The organism is Granulicatella elegans ATCC 700633 (assembly GCF_000162475.2).
Lineage (GTDB): Bacteria > Bacillota > Bacilli > Lactobacillales > Aerococcaceae > Granulicatella > Granulicatella elegans.
Genome location: NZ_KI391971.1, coordinates 279047 through 296121 on the forward strand (window position 1 = coordinate 279047; position 17075 = coordinate 296121).

15 protein-coding genes and 1 tRNA gene are annotated in these 17075 nt (G+C 34.2%); 15 read left to right on the forward strand and 1 reads right to left on the reverse strand.

Annotated features, from left to right (window positions below; all coding sequences use genetic code 11):
- The first annotated feature begins 113 nt into the window (after positions 1-113).
- From HMPREF0446_RS01225 to HMPREF0446_RS01280, 12 genes are all read left to right on the forward strand, one after another.
- Positions 114-1046 (forward strand): LysR family transcriptional regulator, encoded by a 933-nt coding sequence (locus tag HMPREF0446_RS01225; RefSeq protein WP_006703941.1) that lies wholly within the window; start codon positions 114-116, stop codon positions 1044-1046.
- A 25-nt stretch (positions 1047-1071) separates the two neighbouring features.
- On the forward strand, positions 1072-2784 hold the full coding sequence (locus HMPREF0446_RS01230) for a phospho-sugar mutase (protein ID WP_006703942.1): 1713 nt from the start codon (positions 1072-1074) through the stop codon (positions 2782-2784).
- 386 nt (positions 2785-3170) lie between these two features.
- On the forward strand, positions 3171-4646 hold the full coding sequence (locus tag HMPREF0446_RS01235; protein WP_006703943.1) for a nicotinate phosphoribosyltransferase: 1476 nt from the start codon (positions 3171-3173) through the stop codon (positions 4644-4646).
- Positions 4647-4668: 22 nt separating this feature from the next.
- On the forward strand, positions 4669-5496 hold the full coding sequence (gene nadE, locus HMPREF0446_RS01240) for an ammonia-dependent NAD(+) synthetase (protein WP_006703944.1): 828 nt from the start codon (positions 4669-4671) through the stop codon (positions 5494-5496).
- A 154-nt stretch (positions 5497-5650) separates the two neighbouring features.
- A complete protein-coding gene (locus HMPREF0446_RS01245) occupies positions 5651-6358 on the forward strand; it encodes a glucosamine-6-phosphate deaminase (protein WP_006703945.1) in 708 nt (235 codons plus the stop codon).
- Between the two features lie 58 nt (positions 6359-6416).
- Positions 6417-7109, forward strand: coding sequence for a phosphoglycerate mutase (locus tag HMPREF0446_RS01250; RefSeq protein ID WP_006703946.1), 693 nt, complete (start codon positions 6417-6419; stop codon positions 7107-7109).
- A gap of 252 nt (positions 7110-7361) precedes the next feature.
- Positions 7362-8042, forward strand: a complete 681-nt coding sequence (locus tag HMPREF0446_RS01255) for an N-acetylmannosamine-6-phosphate 2-epimerase (RefSeq protein ID WP_006703947.1) — start codon at positions 7362-7364, stop codon at positions 8040-8042.
- 26 nt (positions 8043-8068) lie between these two features.
- Positions 8069-9574 carry a PTS transporter subunit EIIC gene (locus HMPREF0446_RS01260; RefSeq protein ID WP_006703949.1) on the forward strand — a complete coding sequence of 502 codons (1506 nt, stop codon included), beginning with the start codon at positions 8069-8071 and terminating at the stop codon, positions 9572-9574.
- A 120-nt stretch (positions 9575-9694) separates the two neighbouring features.
- Positions 9695-10525 (forward strand): MurR/RpiR family transcriptional regulator, encoded by an 831-nt coding sequence (locus tag HMPREF0446_RS01265; protein ID WP_006703950.1) that lies wholly within the window; start codon positions 9695-9697, stop codon positions 10523-10525.
- Positions 10526-10698: 173 nt separating this feature from the next.
- Positions 10699-11433: a metal ABC transporter ATP-binding protein gene (locus HMPREF0446_RS01270; protein WP_040507401.1), complete on the forward strand. Its 735-nt coding sequence runs from the start codon at positions 10699-10701 to the stop codon at positions 11431-11433.
- Positions 11426-12256: a metal ABC transporter permease gene (locus tag HMPREF0446_RS01275; RefSeq protein WP_006703952.1), complete on the forward strand. Its 831-nt coding sequence runs from the start codon at positions 11426-11428 to the stop codon at positions 12254-12256. Before HMPREF0446_RS01270 ends, HMPREF0446_RS01275 begins: the two co-directional genes overlap by 8 nt.
- Positions 12253-13197 carry a metal ABC transporter substrate-binding protein gene (locus tag HMPREF0446_RS01280; protein WP_006703953.1) on the forward strand — a complete coding sequence of 315 codons (945 nt, stop codon included), beginning with the start codon at positions 12253-12255 and terminating at the stop codon, positions 13195-13197. The genes HMPREF0446_RS01275 and HMPREF0446_RS01280 overlap by 4 nt, the downstream gene beginning before the upstream one ends.
- A 104-nt stretch (positions 13198-13301) precedes the next feature.
- Here the strand turns inward: HMPREF0446_RS01280 and HMPREF0446_RS01285 are convergent.
- A tRNA-Arg gene (locus HMPREF0446_RS01285) sits at positions 13302-13373 on the reverse strand.
- Positions 13374-13679: 306 nt separating this feature from the next.
- Here HMPREF0446_RS01285 and HMPREF0446_RS01290 point away from each other — a divergent pair.
- The 3 genes from HMPREF0446_RS01290 (at position 13680) to HMPREF0446_RS01300 (ending at position 17064) form a co-directional block, all read left to right on the forward strand.
- Positions 13680-14708: a sugar-binding transcriptional regulator gene (locus tag HMPREF0446_RS01290; protein ID WP_006703954.1), complete on the forward strand. Its 1029-nt coding sequence runs from the start codon at positions 13680-13682 to the stop codon at positions 14706-14708.
- Between the two features lie 36 nt (positions 14709-14744).
- On the forward strand, positions 14745-15746 hold the full coding sequence (gene gap, locus HMPREF0446_RS01295; RefSeq protein WP_006703955.1) for a type I glyceraldehyde-3-phosphate dehydrogenase: 1002 nt from the start codon (positions 14745-14747) through the stop codon (positions 15744-15746).
- Between the two features lie 127 nt (positions 15747-15873).
- Positions 15874-17064, forward strand: a complete 1191-nt coding sequence (locus tag HMPREF0446_RS01300; RefSeq protein WP_006703956.1) for a phosphoglycerate kinase — start codon at positions 15874-15876, stop codon at positions 17062-17064.
- Positions 17065-17075: the final 11 nt, after the last annotated feature.

The window sequence follows — 17075 nt, forward strand, 5'->3', positions numbered from 1 at the left end:
GTTGAAAAGAACTGGGCTTTAAGCTCAGTTTTTTTTATTTGCGGAAACTATAGGGTAGCATGAAATTAAAATCTCATTTATAATAAAGGTAAGATGGCAAAAGGAGAAAAAATATGCGTATTCAACAATTAGTTTATTTAGAAAAAATTGCAGAAAAAGGATCCATTAATGAAGCCGCAAAAGATTTATTTTTAACTCAACCAAGTCTATCAAATGCCATGAAAGATTTAGAGCAAGAAATGAATATTCAATTATTAGTTCGGTATAAGAATGGAGTTTCTTTAACAGAAGAAGGTCGAGAGTTTTTAGTATATGCTAGACAAATATTGGACCAAGTAAACTTGATGGAAGAAAAATATAAACGTAAAACAAAAAGGAAACGTGACTTCTCAGTTTCAGCACAGCACTATGCGTTTGTCGTTCATGCGTTCGTTGCATTAATCCGTCAAGAAGCTGGTGATGAATATCAATTTACGTTAAGAGAAACAGAAACTCAAAATATTTTAGAAGACTTAATGAAATTCAAAAGTGAGTTAGGGATTTTATATTTAAATAATTTTAACCGTCAAGTTATGAAAAAATTATTTAAAGAGAAAAACTTAGAATTTACGCCATTATTTACAGCAAAACCTCACGTATTTATTAGTAGAGAAAATCCATTAGCTTCTCAATCTAGTATTACACTAGAAGAGTTAGAAGATTATCCTTACTTATCTTATGAACAAGGAGAAGAAAACTCCTTCTATTTTGCTGAAGAGATTTTAAGTACAATGGAACATAAGAAGAGTATTAAGGTAAGTGACCGTGCAACAATTTTTAATTTAATGGTCGGGTTAAATGGTTATACGATTAGTTCGGGAATTATTAGTAGTGAATTAAATGATGATAAAATTGTGGCAATTCCATTAGCCATTGAAGATGAATTAGAAATTGGATATTTAAAACATCATCAAATGGAATTATCGCCTGTTGCACATATCTTTTTAGAATTATTAATTACTCATATTCGTGGATATGGATTTGAAGTAGCAACGGTATTAGAATAGAAAATGTTTAAAGGAGAGTAATAATATGAGTTGGCAAGATATTGCATTAAAATGGGAAAAGTTCGAAGGATTAGAAGATTATTTAAAAACTCAATTAGAGAACTTTTCTGAAAAAGAAAAAGAAGAAGCGTTTTATGCTCCATTAGAATTTGGAACAGCAGGAATGCGTGGAATTGTTGGCCCTGGGATTAATCGTATGAATATTTATACGGTTCGTCAAGCAACAGAAGGGTTAGCGCGATTAATTGAAACATATGGAGAAGAAGCGAAACAACGAGGGGTAGCAATCGCACATGATTCACGTCATTTTTCTCCTGAATTTGCATTAGAATCTGCAAAAGTTTTAGTAAAACATGGCATTAAAGCGTATGTATTTGAAGATTTAAGACCAACACCTGAATTGTCTTATGCGGTACGTCACTTGCAAACATTTGCAGGAATTATGATTACAGCTAGTCATAATCCAGCTGCCTATAATGGGTATAAAGTATATGGTGAAGATGGAGGACAAATGCCTCCAAAAGATGCAGATGCTTTAACAGAATTTGTTCGCCAAGTTGAAAATCCATTAGCAGTAGATGTGGTGACAAAAGAAGAATTAGAACAATCAGCATTATTTGAATGGATTGGTGAAGCAGTAGATGCTGCTTATTTAGAAGAAATCAAATCAGTTTCGGTAAATCCAGCCTTATTATCTCATACAAAAGATTTATCAGTTGTTTATACTCCATTACATGGAACAGGGTTAATGTTAACAAAACGAGCATTAGATCAAGCTGGATTTACAGGATTACATGTTGTATCAGAACAAGCAACTCCAGATGGAGACTTCACAACGGTAAAATCTCCAAACCCTGAAGAAGCAGGTGCATTTGAATATGCGATTCGTTTAGGAGAAGAAACTAAAGCGGATGTATTGTTAGCAACAGACCCAGATGCAGATAGAATGGGTGCTGCCGTTCGCCAACCAGATGGAACTTACCAAGTCATTACTGGAAACCAAATTGCAGCGATTTTATTAGATTATTTATTATTTGCTCATCAAAAAGCAGGAACATTACCAGCAAATGCAGCTGCAGTAAAATCAATTGTATCTAGTGAATTACCAACAGTTATTGCAGAACATTATGGTGCGAAAATGGTCAATGTATTAACTGGTTTTAAATTTATTGCAGAACAAATTAAAAACTATGAAGAAACAAATGCTCATACATTTATGTTTGGGTTTGAAGAAAGTTATGGTTATTTAGTTCAACCATTTGTTCGTGATAAAGATGCGATTCAAGCCGTATTGTTATTAACAGAAGTAGCAGCTCACTTCAAGAGCGAAGGGAAAACTTTATATGATGGTCTTCAAGCTTTATATGAAAAATATGGTTATTTCTTAGAAAAAACAATTTCTGTAACGGTTCAAGGGTTAGAAGGTCCTGCTAAAATCAAAGCTTTATTAGATGGATTACGTAAAGAAGTTCCTTCTAACTTTGGAGGTATTAAAGTAGCATTGGCACAAGATTTTTCAGTGAACCAACAAGTAGATGCCCAAGGTGTTACTTCTGAAATTGGCTTACCAACTTCAAATGTATTGAAATATATTTTAGAAGATGGTTCATGGATTGCAGTAAGACCAAGTGGTACAGAACCTAAAATTAAATTCTACATGGGTGTGAAAGCTGCTACTCAAGAGGAAGCAGAAGAAAAACTAGCAAAATTCCAAAAAGACTTGGATGCATATATTTAATATAAAAAATTGAATGAGACTTCTCTGAAGTAGTAGAGGCCGACAGTAGTTGTACAGTCAAGAGTGATGCTACAAGGAGAAGTCTTTTTTTGTTCTCTATTGGATAATTTTGCTTCAAAAAGAAAATTTTAGGAATTTTTCCAAAAACTCTTGCTACTTTGTGATAAGAGGAGTACACTAATAGTAAGAAGAATACATTGATAAATAAAGAAACTAAATAAAAAAGTTTATTCATTTTGAAGGTATTTAAGTGTGGAAATGATGGTTGAAAGAGGGGCTAGGAAACTAGTCCCTTTTGCCGTAAAAAATAGTTTGGAAAGTTTGTACAAACTATGAAAACTGGTGTACAATATATGTAATTATAATGAAAAGAGGGTTATGGAACCATGAAATTCCGTTATCATGATGATAGCTTAACGCTACATACTGATTTGTATCAAATTAATATGATGAAGACATATTGGGAAACAGGTCTTCATGAGAAAAAAGCAATTTTTGAAGCATATTTTAGAAAGTTACCGTTTGAAAATGGGTATGCGATTTTTGCTGGTTTAGAGCGTTTAGTTCACTATATTGAAGATTTAACATTTAGTCCAACAGATTTAGACTATTTAAGAAGTTTAGAGATTTATCCAGAAGAATTTTTAGACTATTTGAAAAACTTTAAATTTAAAGGGAATATTCATTCTGCTGTTGAAGGAGAATTAGTATTTGCAAATGAGCCATTAGTTCAAGTAGAAGGAAGCCTTGCAGAATGCCAATTAATTGAAACAGCGCTATTAAATATTATTAATTTCCAAACACTTATTGCGACAAAAGCTTCTCGTATTCGTACGGTTGCTGGAGATGATCCTGTTTTAGAATTTGGAACAAGACGTGCTCAAGAATTAGATGCAGCACTTTGGGGAACAAGAGCAGCTTATATTGGGGGATGTAATGCGACAAGTAATGTTCGAGCTGGAAAAATGTTTGGAATTCCTGTTTCTGGAACTCATGCGCATTCTCTAGTACAAGCCTATCGTGACGATTATGAAGCATTTAAAGCTTATGCCTCTACTCATCGTGATTGTGTATTTTTAGTAGATACGTATGATATTTTACGTTCAGGTGTTCCAAATGCCATTCGAGTAGCGAAGGAATTCGGAGATAAAATTAATTTCTTAGGCGTTCGTATTGATAGTGGGGACATGGCGTATATGTCGAAAAAAGTTCGTCAACAATTAGATGATGCTGGTTTTACAGAAGCTAAAATTTATGCATCTAGTGATTTAGATGAAAAAACAGTTCTGAACTTAAAAATGCAAGGTGCTAAAATTGATGTTTGGGGAATTGGAACACGATTAATTACAGCTTATGATCAACCTGCATTAGGCTGTGTTTATAAATTAGTAGCGATTGAAGATGAAAATGGTGAAATGGTTCCAACCGTGAAAATTTCTAATAATGCAGAAAAAGTTTCAACACCAGGTAAAAAACAAGTATGGCGTATTACTCGTAAAAGTGATGGAAAATCTGAAGGGGATTATATTGCACTATGGCATGAACGTCCAGATGAATTAGAAGAGTTATATATGTTCCATCCAGTATATACTTATATTAATAAAACAGTGACGGATTTTGATGCTCGTCCAATTTTACAATCGATTTTTGAACAAGGTAAATTAGTCTATACATTACCTTCATTAAAAGAAATTAAAGCATATAAAGATGAACGAGTAGAAGCATTATGGGATGAATACAAACGTATTTTAAATCCAGAACAATATCCAGTTGACTTATCTACAGAAACTTATCAACAAAAACTTGCAAGTATTGAAGCCATTCGTGCAGAAGTAAAAGAAAAAATGAATCGCTTAAGCTAATTCGATAGAAAAGGAAGAAATCATGAGACCATTACAAAAACAAATTGTTGAAACGTTAAAAGTACAACCGAAAATTGATGTTCAACAAGAAATTAACAGAACAATTCAATTTTTAAAAGAGTATTTAGTGAAACATCCTTTTTTAAAAGGATATGTATTAGGTATTAGTGGTGGGCAAGATTCTACTTTGGCTGGAAAATTAGCTCAGTTAGCGATTGATGAATTGAACCAAGAATATCCTGAAAAAGATTATCGTTTTTATGCAGTGCGTCTACCGTATGGAATACAAGCAGATGAAAAAGATGCGATGGATGCCATTGAATTTATGCAAGCAAGCGATATATTGCGAGTGGATATTAAACCAGCTGTGGATGCATCTATGAATAGTATTACAAGTTTAGGGTTACCGATTAGTGATTTTAATAAAGGGAATATTAAAGCAAGAGAACGTATGATTGCGCAATATGCGATTGCAGGGCAAACAGGCTGTGCTGTGATAGGTACGGATCATGCGGCAGAATCTGTCACAGGATTTTATACAAAATTCGGTGATGGTGGAGCAGATATTTTACCATTATGGCGCTTGAATAAACGACAAGGGCGTCAGTTATTAGAATATTTAGGAGCTCCAGAACATTTATATTTAAAACAACCAACGGCAGATTTAGAAGAAGAACGTCCATCACTTCCTGATGAAGTAGCTTTAGGTGTGACGTATGAAGCAATTGATGATTATCTTGAAGGAAAAGAAATTGCAGAAAAAGATGCTCAAACCATTGAAAATTGGTATATCAAATCAGAACATAAACGTCATTTACCAATTACAATTTATGATGATTTTTGGAAATAATTAAAAAAGTAAAACTCTATTAGATAGGATGATTCCGAGGCTAATAGAGTTTTTTTGTTTTGAAAATATTTGATTGAAAATTGGATTTTATTATTTATTCTTATAAAAATTTCTGTTACAATACTGGTAATGACAAGTTGAGGGAGGAAGCGTTATGGACATTAAAATTGTGAAAAATCAAGAAGAAGGCGCTAAAGTTGCGTTTGAAGTTTTTAAAGAAGCTTATGAAAATGGAGCAAAGGTTTTTGGGTTAGCAACAGGTTCAAGTCCTCTTGGTTTATATGAAAAAATTCGCCAAAGTTCATTAGATTTTTCGGATAGAGTATCGGTAAACTTAGATGAATACGCCGGTTTATCCAGTGAAGATGAACATAGTTATCATTATTTTATGAATGAACAATTATTTGCAGCAAAACCATTTTTAAAGAGCTATTTACCAGATGGTTTAGCAGAAGATATTGATGCTGAAGTGGAACGTTATGAAAAAATTTTACAAGACAATCCTGTTGACTTCCAACTATTGGGGATAGGGAGTAATGCCCATATTGGATTTAACGAACCAGGAACACCTTTTACACAAAGAACACATAAAGTAGCTTTAGCACAAGCAACAATTGAAGCGAATAAACGTTTCTTTGAACGTGAAGAAGATGTACCAAGATTTGCTTATTCAATGGGATTACAATCGATTATGGATGCAAAACAAATCTTATTAATTGCATTCGGGGAAAAGAAAGCACAAGCGATTTTAAATACGGTAAAAGGGGATGTTACGACAGATGTACCTGCTAGTATTTTACAGAAGCATCCAAATGTAACAATTATCGTTGATGAAGCTGCTGCAGCATTATTAAATAGATAATGAAATAGGGTATACCATTACTCGGGAAAAGGTTTAGCAGAAAAAGGAGAGTGATATGATGGTAAAATTAGTTTTTGCTCGCCATGGCCAGTCAGAATGGAATAAGGCCAATCTCTTCACTGGTTGGGCGGATGTTGATTTGTCTGAAAAAGGGATTCAACAAGCAATTGATGCCGGAAAATTAATTAAAGAAGCAGGGATTGAATTTGATCAAGCCTATACTTCAGTGCTAAAACGTGCCATTAAAACAACCGATTTAGCATTGGAAGCTTGTGATCAATTATGGATTCCTGTTGAAAAAACATGGCGTTTAAATGAACGTCATTATGGTGGTTTGACTGGGAAAAATAAAGCGGAAGCCGCTGAAAAATTTGGAGATGAACAAGTTCATATTTGGCGACGTTCCTATGATGTGTTACCTCCAAAAATGGATCGCAATGATGAGTATTCAGCACATGGAGATCGTCGGTATGCAAAGCTAGATGATTCTGTAATTCCAGATGCAGAAAATCTTAAAGTGACATTGGAACGTGTTCTTCCATTTTGGGAGGATAAAATTGCTCCAGATTTAAAAGCTGGTAAAAATGTTTTTGTAGGCGCTCATGGAAATTCTATTCGCGCCTTAGTAAAACATATTAAAGGATTATCAGATGACGAGATTATGGGATTGGAAATTCCAAATTTTCCCCCATTAGTCTTTGAATTTGATGAAAACTTACATGTAGTTTCAGAATATTATTTAGGAAAATAATTTTCCAAAGCTTTGAAACTGAATAGTGGTACCCTTAGGACTTATCGATTGAACGGTAAGTCCTTCATTATTTTATATAATACTTTTTATAATCTTTTAAAAATTGTGAAAGTAATTTCTAATTTTTAAGGAATTTGGATTGGAAAACAAAGAAATTTGAAATTACTTTCTAAAATAGCGTCTAATATTGAAAATGCTTTCTGCTACAATTATACTAATGAATGTAAAGGCTTTTATATAAAGAAAAGGAGGCTGAATATGAGTATTCAAGGGCAATTAATCGTATCTTGCCAAGCGTTGCCACATGAACCGTTGCATAGCGATTTTATTATGGCTCGTATGGCAGTCGCAGCAAAGGAAGGAGGAGCAAAGGGGATTCGTGCTAATTCTGTCATAGACATCAAAGCTATTAAAGAAGCAGTTGATTTACCTGTAATTGGAATTATTAAAAGAGATTATGATGATGCTGATGTCTATATTACTGCCACTATGAAAGAAGTGGATGAGTTAATGGAAGCAAAACCGGAAATTATTGCATTAGATGCAACGATTTCTAGTCGTCCTAATGGACAAACTTTAGACGAATTTTATCAAGAAATTCGTCAAAAATATCCAACTCAAAAATTAATGGCAGACTGTTCGACAGTTGAAGAAATGATTCATGCAGATGAATTAGGGTTCGACTATATCGGAAGTACATTAGTAGGATATACCAACCAAAGTAAAGGGGATAAAATTGAAGCAAACGATTTTGAAATTCTCCGTGAAGTCTTAAAGGTTATCAAACATCCACTCATTGCAGAAGGAAATATTGATACACCTGAAAAGGTAAAACGTGTACTTGAATTAGGGGCTTATAGTGTAGTTGTTGGATCAGCGATTACAAGACCTCAATTAATTACAAAAAAATTTGTAGATGCGATTCAATCATAAAAGGAAAATAATTAGGGGGAAACCATATGTTTAAAGTATTACAAAAAATTGGTAAAGCATTTATGTTGCCGATTGCTATTTTACCGGCAGCTGGTTTGTTATTAGGGATTGGTGGTGCATTGTCAAATCCAACGACAGTAGCTACTTATCCAGTGTTAAATAATAGTCTTTTACAAGCAATTTTCACAGTAATGAGTTCAGCAGGAGAAGTTGTATTTGCGAATTTAGCGTTACTACTCTGTGTGGGCTTATGTATTGGTCTAGCAAAACGTGATAAAGGTACTGCCGCACTTGCTGGGGTAACTGGTTATTTTGTTATGACAGCAACAATCAAAGCACTTGTTAAATTATATATGGCTGAAGGTGCTTCAATTGATACAGGTGTAGTTGGGGCTATTGTAGTAGGTTCTGTAGCAGTTTATTTACATAATCGCTATAGCAACATTCAATTACCTCAATTCTTAGGATTCTTTGGAGGTAGCCGTTTTGTTCCAATCGTTACTTCATTTGCTTCAATTGTAGTTGGGGGTATTTTCTTTGTAATTTGGCCTCCATTCCAACAATTATTAGTATCAACTGGTGGTTATATTTCACAAGCTGGACCATTTGGAACATTCTTATATGGATTCTTAATGCGTTTATGTGGTGCAGTTGGTTTACACCACATGATTTACCCATTATTCTGGTATACAGAATTAGGTGGCGTTGAAGTAGTTGCAGGTCAAACTGTAGCAGGAGCTCAAAAAATCTTCTTTGCTCAATTAGCAGATCCAACACATGTTGGTCTATTTACTGAAGGAACTCGTTTCTTCGCAGGTCGTTTCTCTACAATGATGTTTGGTCTTCCAGCAGCCTGCTTAGCAATGTATCACTGTGTTCCAAAAGATCGTCGTAAAAAATACGCTGGTTTATTCTTTGGGGTAGCTTTAACTTCATTTATTACTGGTATTACAGAACCAATCGAATTTATGTTCTTATTCGTAAGTCCAGTACTTTATGTTGTTCACGCATTTTTAGATGGTGTAAGCTTCTTTATTGCTGATATCTTAAATATTTCAATCGGTAATACATTCTCAGGTGGGGTTATCGACTTTACATTATTCGGGGTATTACAAGGTAATGATAAAACAAATTGGTTATTACAAATTCCATTTGGTTTAGTATGGAGTGTTCTATACTATGTAGTATTCAGATGGTTTATCGTTCAATTTAACGTTGCAACTCCAGGTCGTTTAGATGAAGAATTAGTAGATGATGCACAACCGGTTGTAGAAACAAAAGACACATTAAAACAAGATAGCGTTCGTATTATCGAAGCTTTAGGTGGAGCAGAAAACATTGAAGATGTAGATGCATGTATTACTCGTTTACGTGTAGCAGTTCGTTCTGTAGAAAAAGTTGATAAAGCAACACTAAAAGCAATTGGTGCAGTAGATGTACTAGAAGTAAACGGTGGAGTTCAAGCGATTTACGGTGCGAAAGCTATTCTTTATAAAAACAATATTAACGAAATTTTAGGTGTAGATGACTAATCGTTATCTAAATACTATCAAGCTAGGGGATGAATGTCTCCTAGCTTTTTATTTTTTGAAACACGAGAGTTGAAAAATATGATACACTAACAGTAATGAAAAGGTTAAGGGAGTAAAAATATGATATCTTTTGAGAAAAAAGTCACACCATTAATTGAATCGATTTATGATACATTAACCCCTAATGAAAAAACAATTGCGCAATATTTTTTAAAGCAAAGTTCAGCAGAAGAATCTTTGTCAGCTAGAGCTGTCTCGGAGAGATTATTTGTGTCCATTCCATCATTGACTCGTTTTGCTCAAAAATGTGGTTATAAGGGGTATCGGCAATTTATATATGACTTCCAAGAAAGTAAAAAAGAATTAGAAGTCATCCATAATGATTTAACAAAAACAGTTTTATCAGACTATGAAGAACTACTGTCTAAGTCTTTTTCGTTAATTGATGAAAGCCAAGTCATTAAAGTGTGTGGTTTATTGAATAATGCTAAACGAGTTTACATATACGGGCAAGGAAGTTCAGGGTTAGCAGCTCATGAGATGAAGTTTCGATTTATGAGATTAGGGATGATTTGTGAGGCGATTACGGATTTGCATACAATGCTTATGAATCGGGTGCTTGTTGATGAGCAGTGTTTAGTTATTGGGATTTCAGTTTCTGCTAATGCAAGTGTAGTTGAGGCAGTGCGTCAAGCGAAAAAACAAGGGGCAAAAACTGTTTTAATTACTTCGAAACGAAGTGAAGAAAGTGAAAAGGTTTGTGATGAATTAGTATTAATTGCTATGAAGAACGCTTTGGATCAAGGTGGGTTAATTTCACCACAATTTCCAATTTTAGTCATGGTAGATATTTTTTATAGTTATTATAAAGAGATTGATAAAGATTATAAGTATCATTTATTCTCAAATACATTAACTGCTTTAGGAGCAAAAGAAGATAAAAAAGAATAGGTTTAAAAGAGATAAAGGACATGAAAGCGTTTTGTTCTTTATCTTTTTTTATATAAAAATCGGAATTTTTCAAAAATATTTTGGAATGCCTAAAAAACTCTTGACGAGTTTACCCTTTTAGGGTAACCTAATTATTGGCATAGGAATTATGAATGAAAGAAAGGGGTAAATTCATGATTAAAGTTGAAAATCTAGGAGTATCTTATGCGATGCAACCAAATGTTTTAAAAGACTGTTATGTAGAAATAAATGGCCCGACAATTTTAGGAATAATTGGTCCTAATGGTGCAGGTAAATCTACCTTTTTAAAAGCAATTTTAGGATTAATTTCACATACGGGAAAAGTGACGTTCGATGGGAAAGAAGCAAGTCAATCATTAGAGCGAATTGCTTATGTAGAACAAAAGAGTAATCTTGATTTTACATTTCCAATTACCATTCGTGAGTGCGTAGCGTTAGGGAAAAGTGTAAAAATGAGACCGTTTCAGCGTTTAAACGCTCAAGATTGGAAAGACGTAGACGAGGCCATCGAAGAAGTTGGTCTAACAGAATTAGCCCATCGTCCGATAGGAGCATTATCTGGCGGACAATTCCAAAGGGTATTATTAGCACGTTGTTTAGTCCAAAAGGCAGATTATATCTTCTTAGATGAACCATTTGTTGGGATTGATATGATGAGTGAAAAAGTGATTATGACTTTAATTCGTCAATGGAAAGAAGAAGGCAAGACTATTTTAATGGTGCATCATGATTTATCTAAAGTACGTGATTATTTTGATCAAGTGATTTTAGTGAATCGTGGGATAGTAGATAGTGGAAAAACTGAGGAAACATTTGTTCCTGAAAAAATTAGAAAAACTTACGGTGGAGAAGTTTTCATAGCTCAAGGGGGACAAACTCATGAATAATTTTTTACAAGGATTAATGAACTATCATTTTGTGCAAAATGCATTAATTTCTTCTGTTTTAATTGGAGCAGTTGCCGGAATGATTGGATGTTTTATCATTCTTCGTGGAATGTCGTTAATGGGAGATGCGATTTCTCACGCAGTGTTACCAGGGGTAGCATTATCTTTTATTCTTGGTATTAACTTCTTCTTTGGAGCACTAGCGTTTGGATTATTAGCATCGTTTATTATTGCCTTTATTAATCGAAATAGTGTCGTAAAAAGTGATACTGCGATAGGAATTACCTTTAGTTCATTTTTAGCTTTAGGGATTATTTTAATCGGTGTTGCGAAAAGTTCAACAGACTTATTCCATATTTTATTCGGGAATATTTTAGCGGTACAAGATTTTGATTTATTGATTACGGCAATTGTGGGAATATTTGTTTTTGTAACGATTATTTCTTACTTTAAAGAATTACAAGTAACGAGTTTTGACCCAGTCTTTGCTCGTTCGGCGGGATTGAATGTATCATTCTATCATTACTTATTGATGTTTCTTTTAGCATTAGTTTCGATTACAGCAATGCAAAGTGTCGGAACAGTTATGATTGTAGCGTTACTGATTACACCAGCAGCAACAGCATATTTATATTCGAAGAGTTTGAAAACCATGTTAGCTTTATCAGCAATGTTTGGTTCACTTTCTTCGATTGTTGGTTTAGTAATCGGCTATACGTTTAATATTGCAGTAGGGTCAACCATTGTATTAACTGCTGCAGCATTCTTTGTGATTAGTTTTATTGTATCACCAAAACAAAGGGAAGGTAGGAAAAAAGCATGAAAATCGGGAAATTATTAACAGTCGGTTTATTATCATTAGTTGGTTTTGCAGGATGTTCAACAAATTCAACATCATCAACTACAACAAAAAGTAATGAACCAAAAAAAGTACAAGTAGTAGCAACAAACTCTATCATTTATGATATTACAAAAAATGTTGCTGGGGATTTAGCGGACATTCACAGTATTGTTCCAGTTGGACAAGATCCACACGAATATGAACCATTACCTCAAGATGTTCAAAAAATTCATGATGCAGACCTAATTTTCTATAATGGAATTAACTTAGAAAATGCAGATGATGCTTGGTTTACAAAAATGGTTAAAAATGCTGGTAAAGTAGCAGATAAAGATTACTTTGCAGTAAGTGATGGCGTTGATGTAATTTACCTTGAAGGGGAAAAAGAAAAAGGTAAAGAAGACCCTCATGCATGGTTAAACATCGAAAATGGTGTGATTTATGCTAAAAATATTGCAAAACAATTAATTGCAAAAGATCCAGAACATAAAGATACTTACCAAAAGAATCTTGATAAATATGTTGCTGAATTGGATAAATTAGATAAAGACGCAAAAGAACGTCTTGCTAAAATTCCAGAAGAGAAAAAATTAATTGTTACGAGTGAAGGATGCTTCAAGTACTTCTCTAAAGCTTATGGAGTTCCATCAGCTTACATTTGGGAAATTAACACTGAAGAAGAAGGTACTCCTGACCAAACAACTCGTTTAGTAGAAATTCTTAAAAAATCTAAAGTTCCTTCATTATTCGTTGAATCAAGTGTTGACGAACGTCCAATGAAGACAGTTTCACAAGAATCAGGTAAGCCAATTTACTCAACAATCTTTACTGACTCAATTGCTGAAAAAGGTAAAGATGGAGATAGCTACTTAAGCATGATGAAATGGAACTTAACAAAAATTATTGAAGGTTTAGAAAAATAATTAAGCAGTCTAATAGTATGGTGAGCTATAAAACTGCAAATAAGCCAGGGTGTTAAGCCCTGGCTTTTTTGCGGTTAAAAATGAAGTGAAATAACTTTTAACAACGCTGCCTGAGGGAATCGAACCCCCATTATAAGAACCGGAATCTTATGTGATATCCATTACACTAAGGCAGCTAAACAATGTAAGAATATTTTATCTAAATTCATATGAAAAAACAAGAAGAAACCCTTACAAAAAAAGAACTGAATTGATTTAGAAAAAACAGAAAAAGACAACTTTAAAAGAGAAAAAACGAAACAAAAAGGGACTTTAAAAGTCCCGGATTGATAATTTTTTAGAAAATATTAAACACTTTCAAGTTGCATTTTACAAAGATTGTTGGTACAATATTTTTGTAATTAAGAAAGTTTTCTATGTATAGATAGCTGATTTTTAGGGACGGTTTTTAGCCCAGTAATGAAACGAAGGGAATCGGAATTATGGATTGTATGACATTAATGCAACTTCTAGTCCCCGAAAGCAATCAAATGTTAAAAATTCGTTTCCAAATTTTGCGAGCGATACAACGAACACAACCGATTGGTCGAAGAGGGCTTGCAAAGCAGTTGGAAATATCGGAACGAATTCTTCGTTCTGAAACAGATATACTAAAAGAACAAGGTTTAATTACATATTCTGCAAAAGGAATGTTTGTTACTGAGTTAGGAAAAGATACTTATCTTGGATTAACTTCAATCATTCAACAGTGTATCGAAATGACTGATTTTGAAAAAGAAATTTCGGATAAGCTAGGAATTAGATTTTGTAAAGTGGTTACTGACAGTGGACCAAATAAAGGGATGCAAATTAGTAATCAAGTACAGGAATTGATGAAATGGATGTTGCCAGTTGATCAATCAATCGTTACAGTGACGGGTGGTAGGACGATGGCGATGGTAGCAGAATATTTTTCAAAAGAGATTTTGCAACAACGTGAAATTTCATTTGTACCTGCTAGAGGAGGAGTGGGCGGTTCCACTTTAATCCAAGCAAACAGTGTTAGTGAAAAGATGGCGACAAAAACAGGTGGAGAACATTTTTCATTATATGTTCCGGAACATGTTAGTAAAGAGACGTATCTTCCGTTATTACAAGAACCATTGGTTTCACAAACATTGACAATGATGAAACAAGCGAATTGCTTATTGTATAGCGTTGGAAATGCAAGTGTTATGGCTGAAAGAAGAGGTTTGGTACCTCAAGAAAGTCAGTTTATTGCAAGCAGGCGTGCTGTAGGTGAAGCGTTTGGTTGTTTCTTCGATGCAAAAGGAAAGGTAGTTTTTAAACTTCCACGAGTAGGTTTGCATCTTAGTGATTTAGAGTCCATCCCGCATAGTATTGCTATTGTGGAAGGTGCTCAAAAGGCAGAAGCTTTAATGGCTTATGCCAAATTAGCTCCTATCGATAGAACATGGTTTGTGATTGATGAGAGTTTAGCAAATATGGTTTTGAACGGGGTAACCCGCTAAAAATAAAAAAATATATTCCTAGGAGGAAAAACTATTATGACAGTTAAAGTTGGTATTAACGGTTTCGGACGTATTGGACGTTTAGCATTCCGTCGTATTCAAGAAGTGGAAGGATTAGAAGTTGTTGCAATCAACGACTTAACAGATGCTAAACAATTAGCACACTTATTAAAATACGATTCAACACAAGGACGTTTCAACGGAGAAGTTGAAGTATTAGAAGGCGCATTCCGCGTAAACGGTAAAGAAGTTAAAGTATTAGCTAACCGTAATCCTGAAGAATTACCATGGGGAGAACTAGGCGTTGATATCGTTTTAGAATGTACTGGTTTCTTCACTTCTAAAGAAAAAGCTGAATTACACTTAAAAGGTGGAGCTAAACGTGTTGTTATCTCTGCTCCTGGTGGTAACGATGTACCAACAGTTGTATACAATGTAAACCACAACATTTTAACAGGTAAAGAAACAGTTATTTCTGGTGCTTCATGTACTACAAACTGTTTAGCACCTATGGCTAAAGCTTTAAACGATAACTTCGGAATCGTTGAAGGTTTAATGACTACTATTCACGGTTACACTGGTGACCAAAACACATTAGACGCTCCACATCCAAAAGGAGACTTACGTCGTGCTCGTGCTGCAGCTGTAAACATCGTTCCTAACACAACTGGTGCTGCTAAAGCTATCGGTTTAGTAATTCCAGAATTAAACGGTAAATTAGATGGAGCTGCTCAACGTGTTCCTGTACCAACAGGTTCATTAACAGAATTAGTAACAGTATTAGAAAAACCAGTTACAGCTGAAGAAATTAATGCTGCTATGAAAGCTGCTGCAACTGAATCTTACGGATATACTGAAGAACCATTAGTATCTACTGATATCGTAGGTATCACTTATGGATCATTATTTGATGCTACTCAAACTAAAGTAATGACTGTAGGAGACAAACAATTAGTTAAAACAGTTTCTTGGTACGATAACGAAATGTCATATACTGCACAATTAATTCGTACTTTACAATACTTTGCAAACTTATAATATAAAGTTTTGATATAGCTAATCGTATCGAATTTTTCAGGGCGATGGAAGCATTCGCTTCCTCGCCCTGTTTTCATAATGTGGGTATTACACTCGCTCCAAATAAATTTTTCTAGGAGGCTATTCTATGGCTAAAAAAATTGTGACAGATTTATCTGTTAAAGGTAAAAAAGTATTAGTACGTGTTGACTTTAATGTTCCATTAAAAGATGGCGTTATTACAGATGACAACCGTATTGTTCAAGCGTTACCAACTATTCAATACTTGATTGACAATCATGCAAAAGTAATTCTTTTCTCTCACTTAGGAAAAGTAAAATCTGAAGAAGATAAAGCTCGTTTAAGCTTACGTCCAGTTGCTGTACGTTTATCAGAATTATTGAAAAAAGACGTAACATTTGTACCAGAAACTCGTGGAGAAGCATTAGAATCAGCTATTAATGGTTTAGCTGAAGGAGATGTTTTATTATTTGAAAATACTCGTTTCGAAGATTTAGATGGTAAAAAAGAATCTAAAAACGATCCTGAGTTAGGAAAATATTGGGCATCTTTAGGAGAGTTGTTCGTAAATGATGCATTTGGTACAGCTCACCGTGCTCACGCATCTAACGTAGGAATTGCTAGCCAATTAGAATCAGCTGCAGGTTTCTTAATGGAAAAAGAAATTAAATTCATCGGAGGAGCAGTAGATACTCCAGAACGTCCATTCGTTGCTATTTTAGGTGGAGCGAAAGTTTCAGATAAAATTGGTGTAATCGAAAGCTTATTAGATAAAGCTGATAAAGTATTAATCGGTGGAGGAATGGCTTATACATTCTTCAAAGCTATGGGACGTGAAGTAGGTCTATCTTTATTAGAAGTAGATCGTGTTGAATTAGCGAAACAATTAATGGAAAAAGCTGGCGATAAATTAGTATTACCAATTGACAATGTAGTTGCAAAAGAATTCTCAAACGATGCAGTTGCAACAATTGTACCATCTGACCAAATTCCAGCTGATCAAGAAGGATTAGACGTTGGTCCTAAGACAGTTGAATTATTTGCTAGCTACTTAAAAGATGCTAAAACTGTTGTATGGAATGGACCTATGGGTGTATTCGAATTACCTAACTTTGCTAAAGGAACAATTGGCGTATGTGAAGCTATTGCATCTTTAGAAAATGCTACAACAATCATCGGTGGTGGAGATTCTGCAGCAGCAGCAATTTCACTAGGATATGCTGATAAATTCACTCATATCTCAACTGGTGGTGGAGCTTCATTAGAATACTTAGAAGGTAAAGAATTACCTGGTGTAGCTTCAATTAGTGATAAATAATTAAATAATTT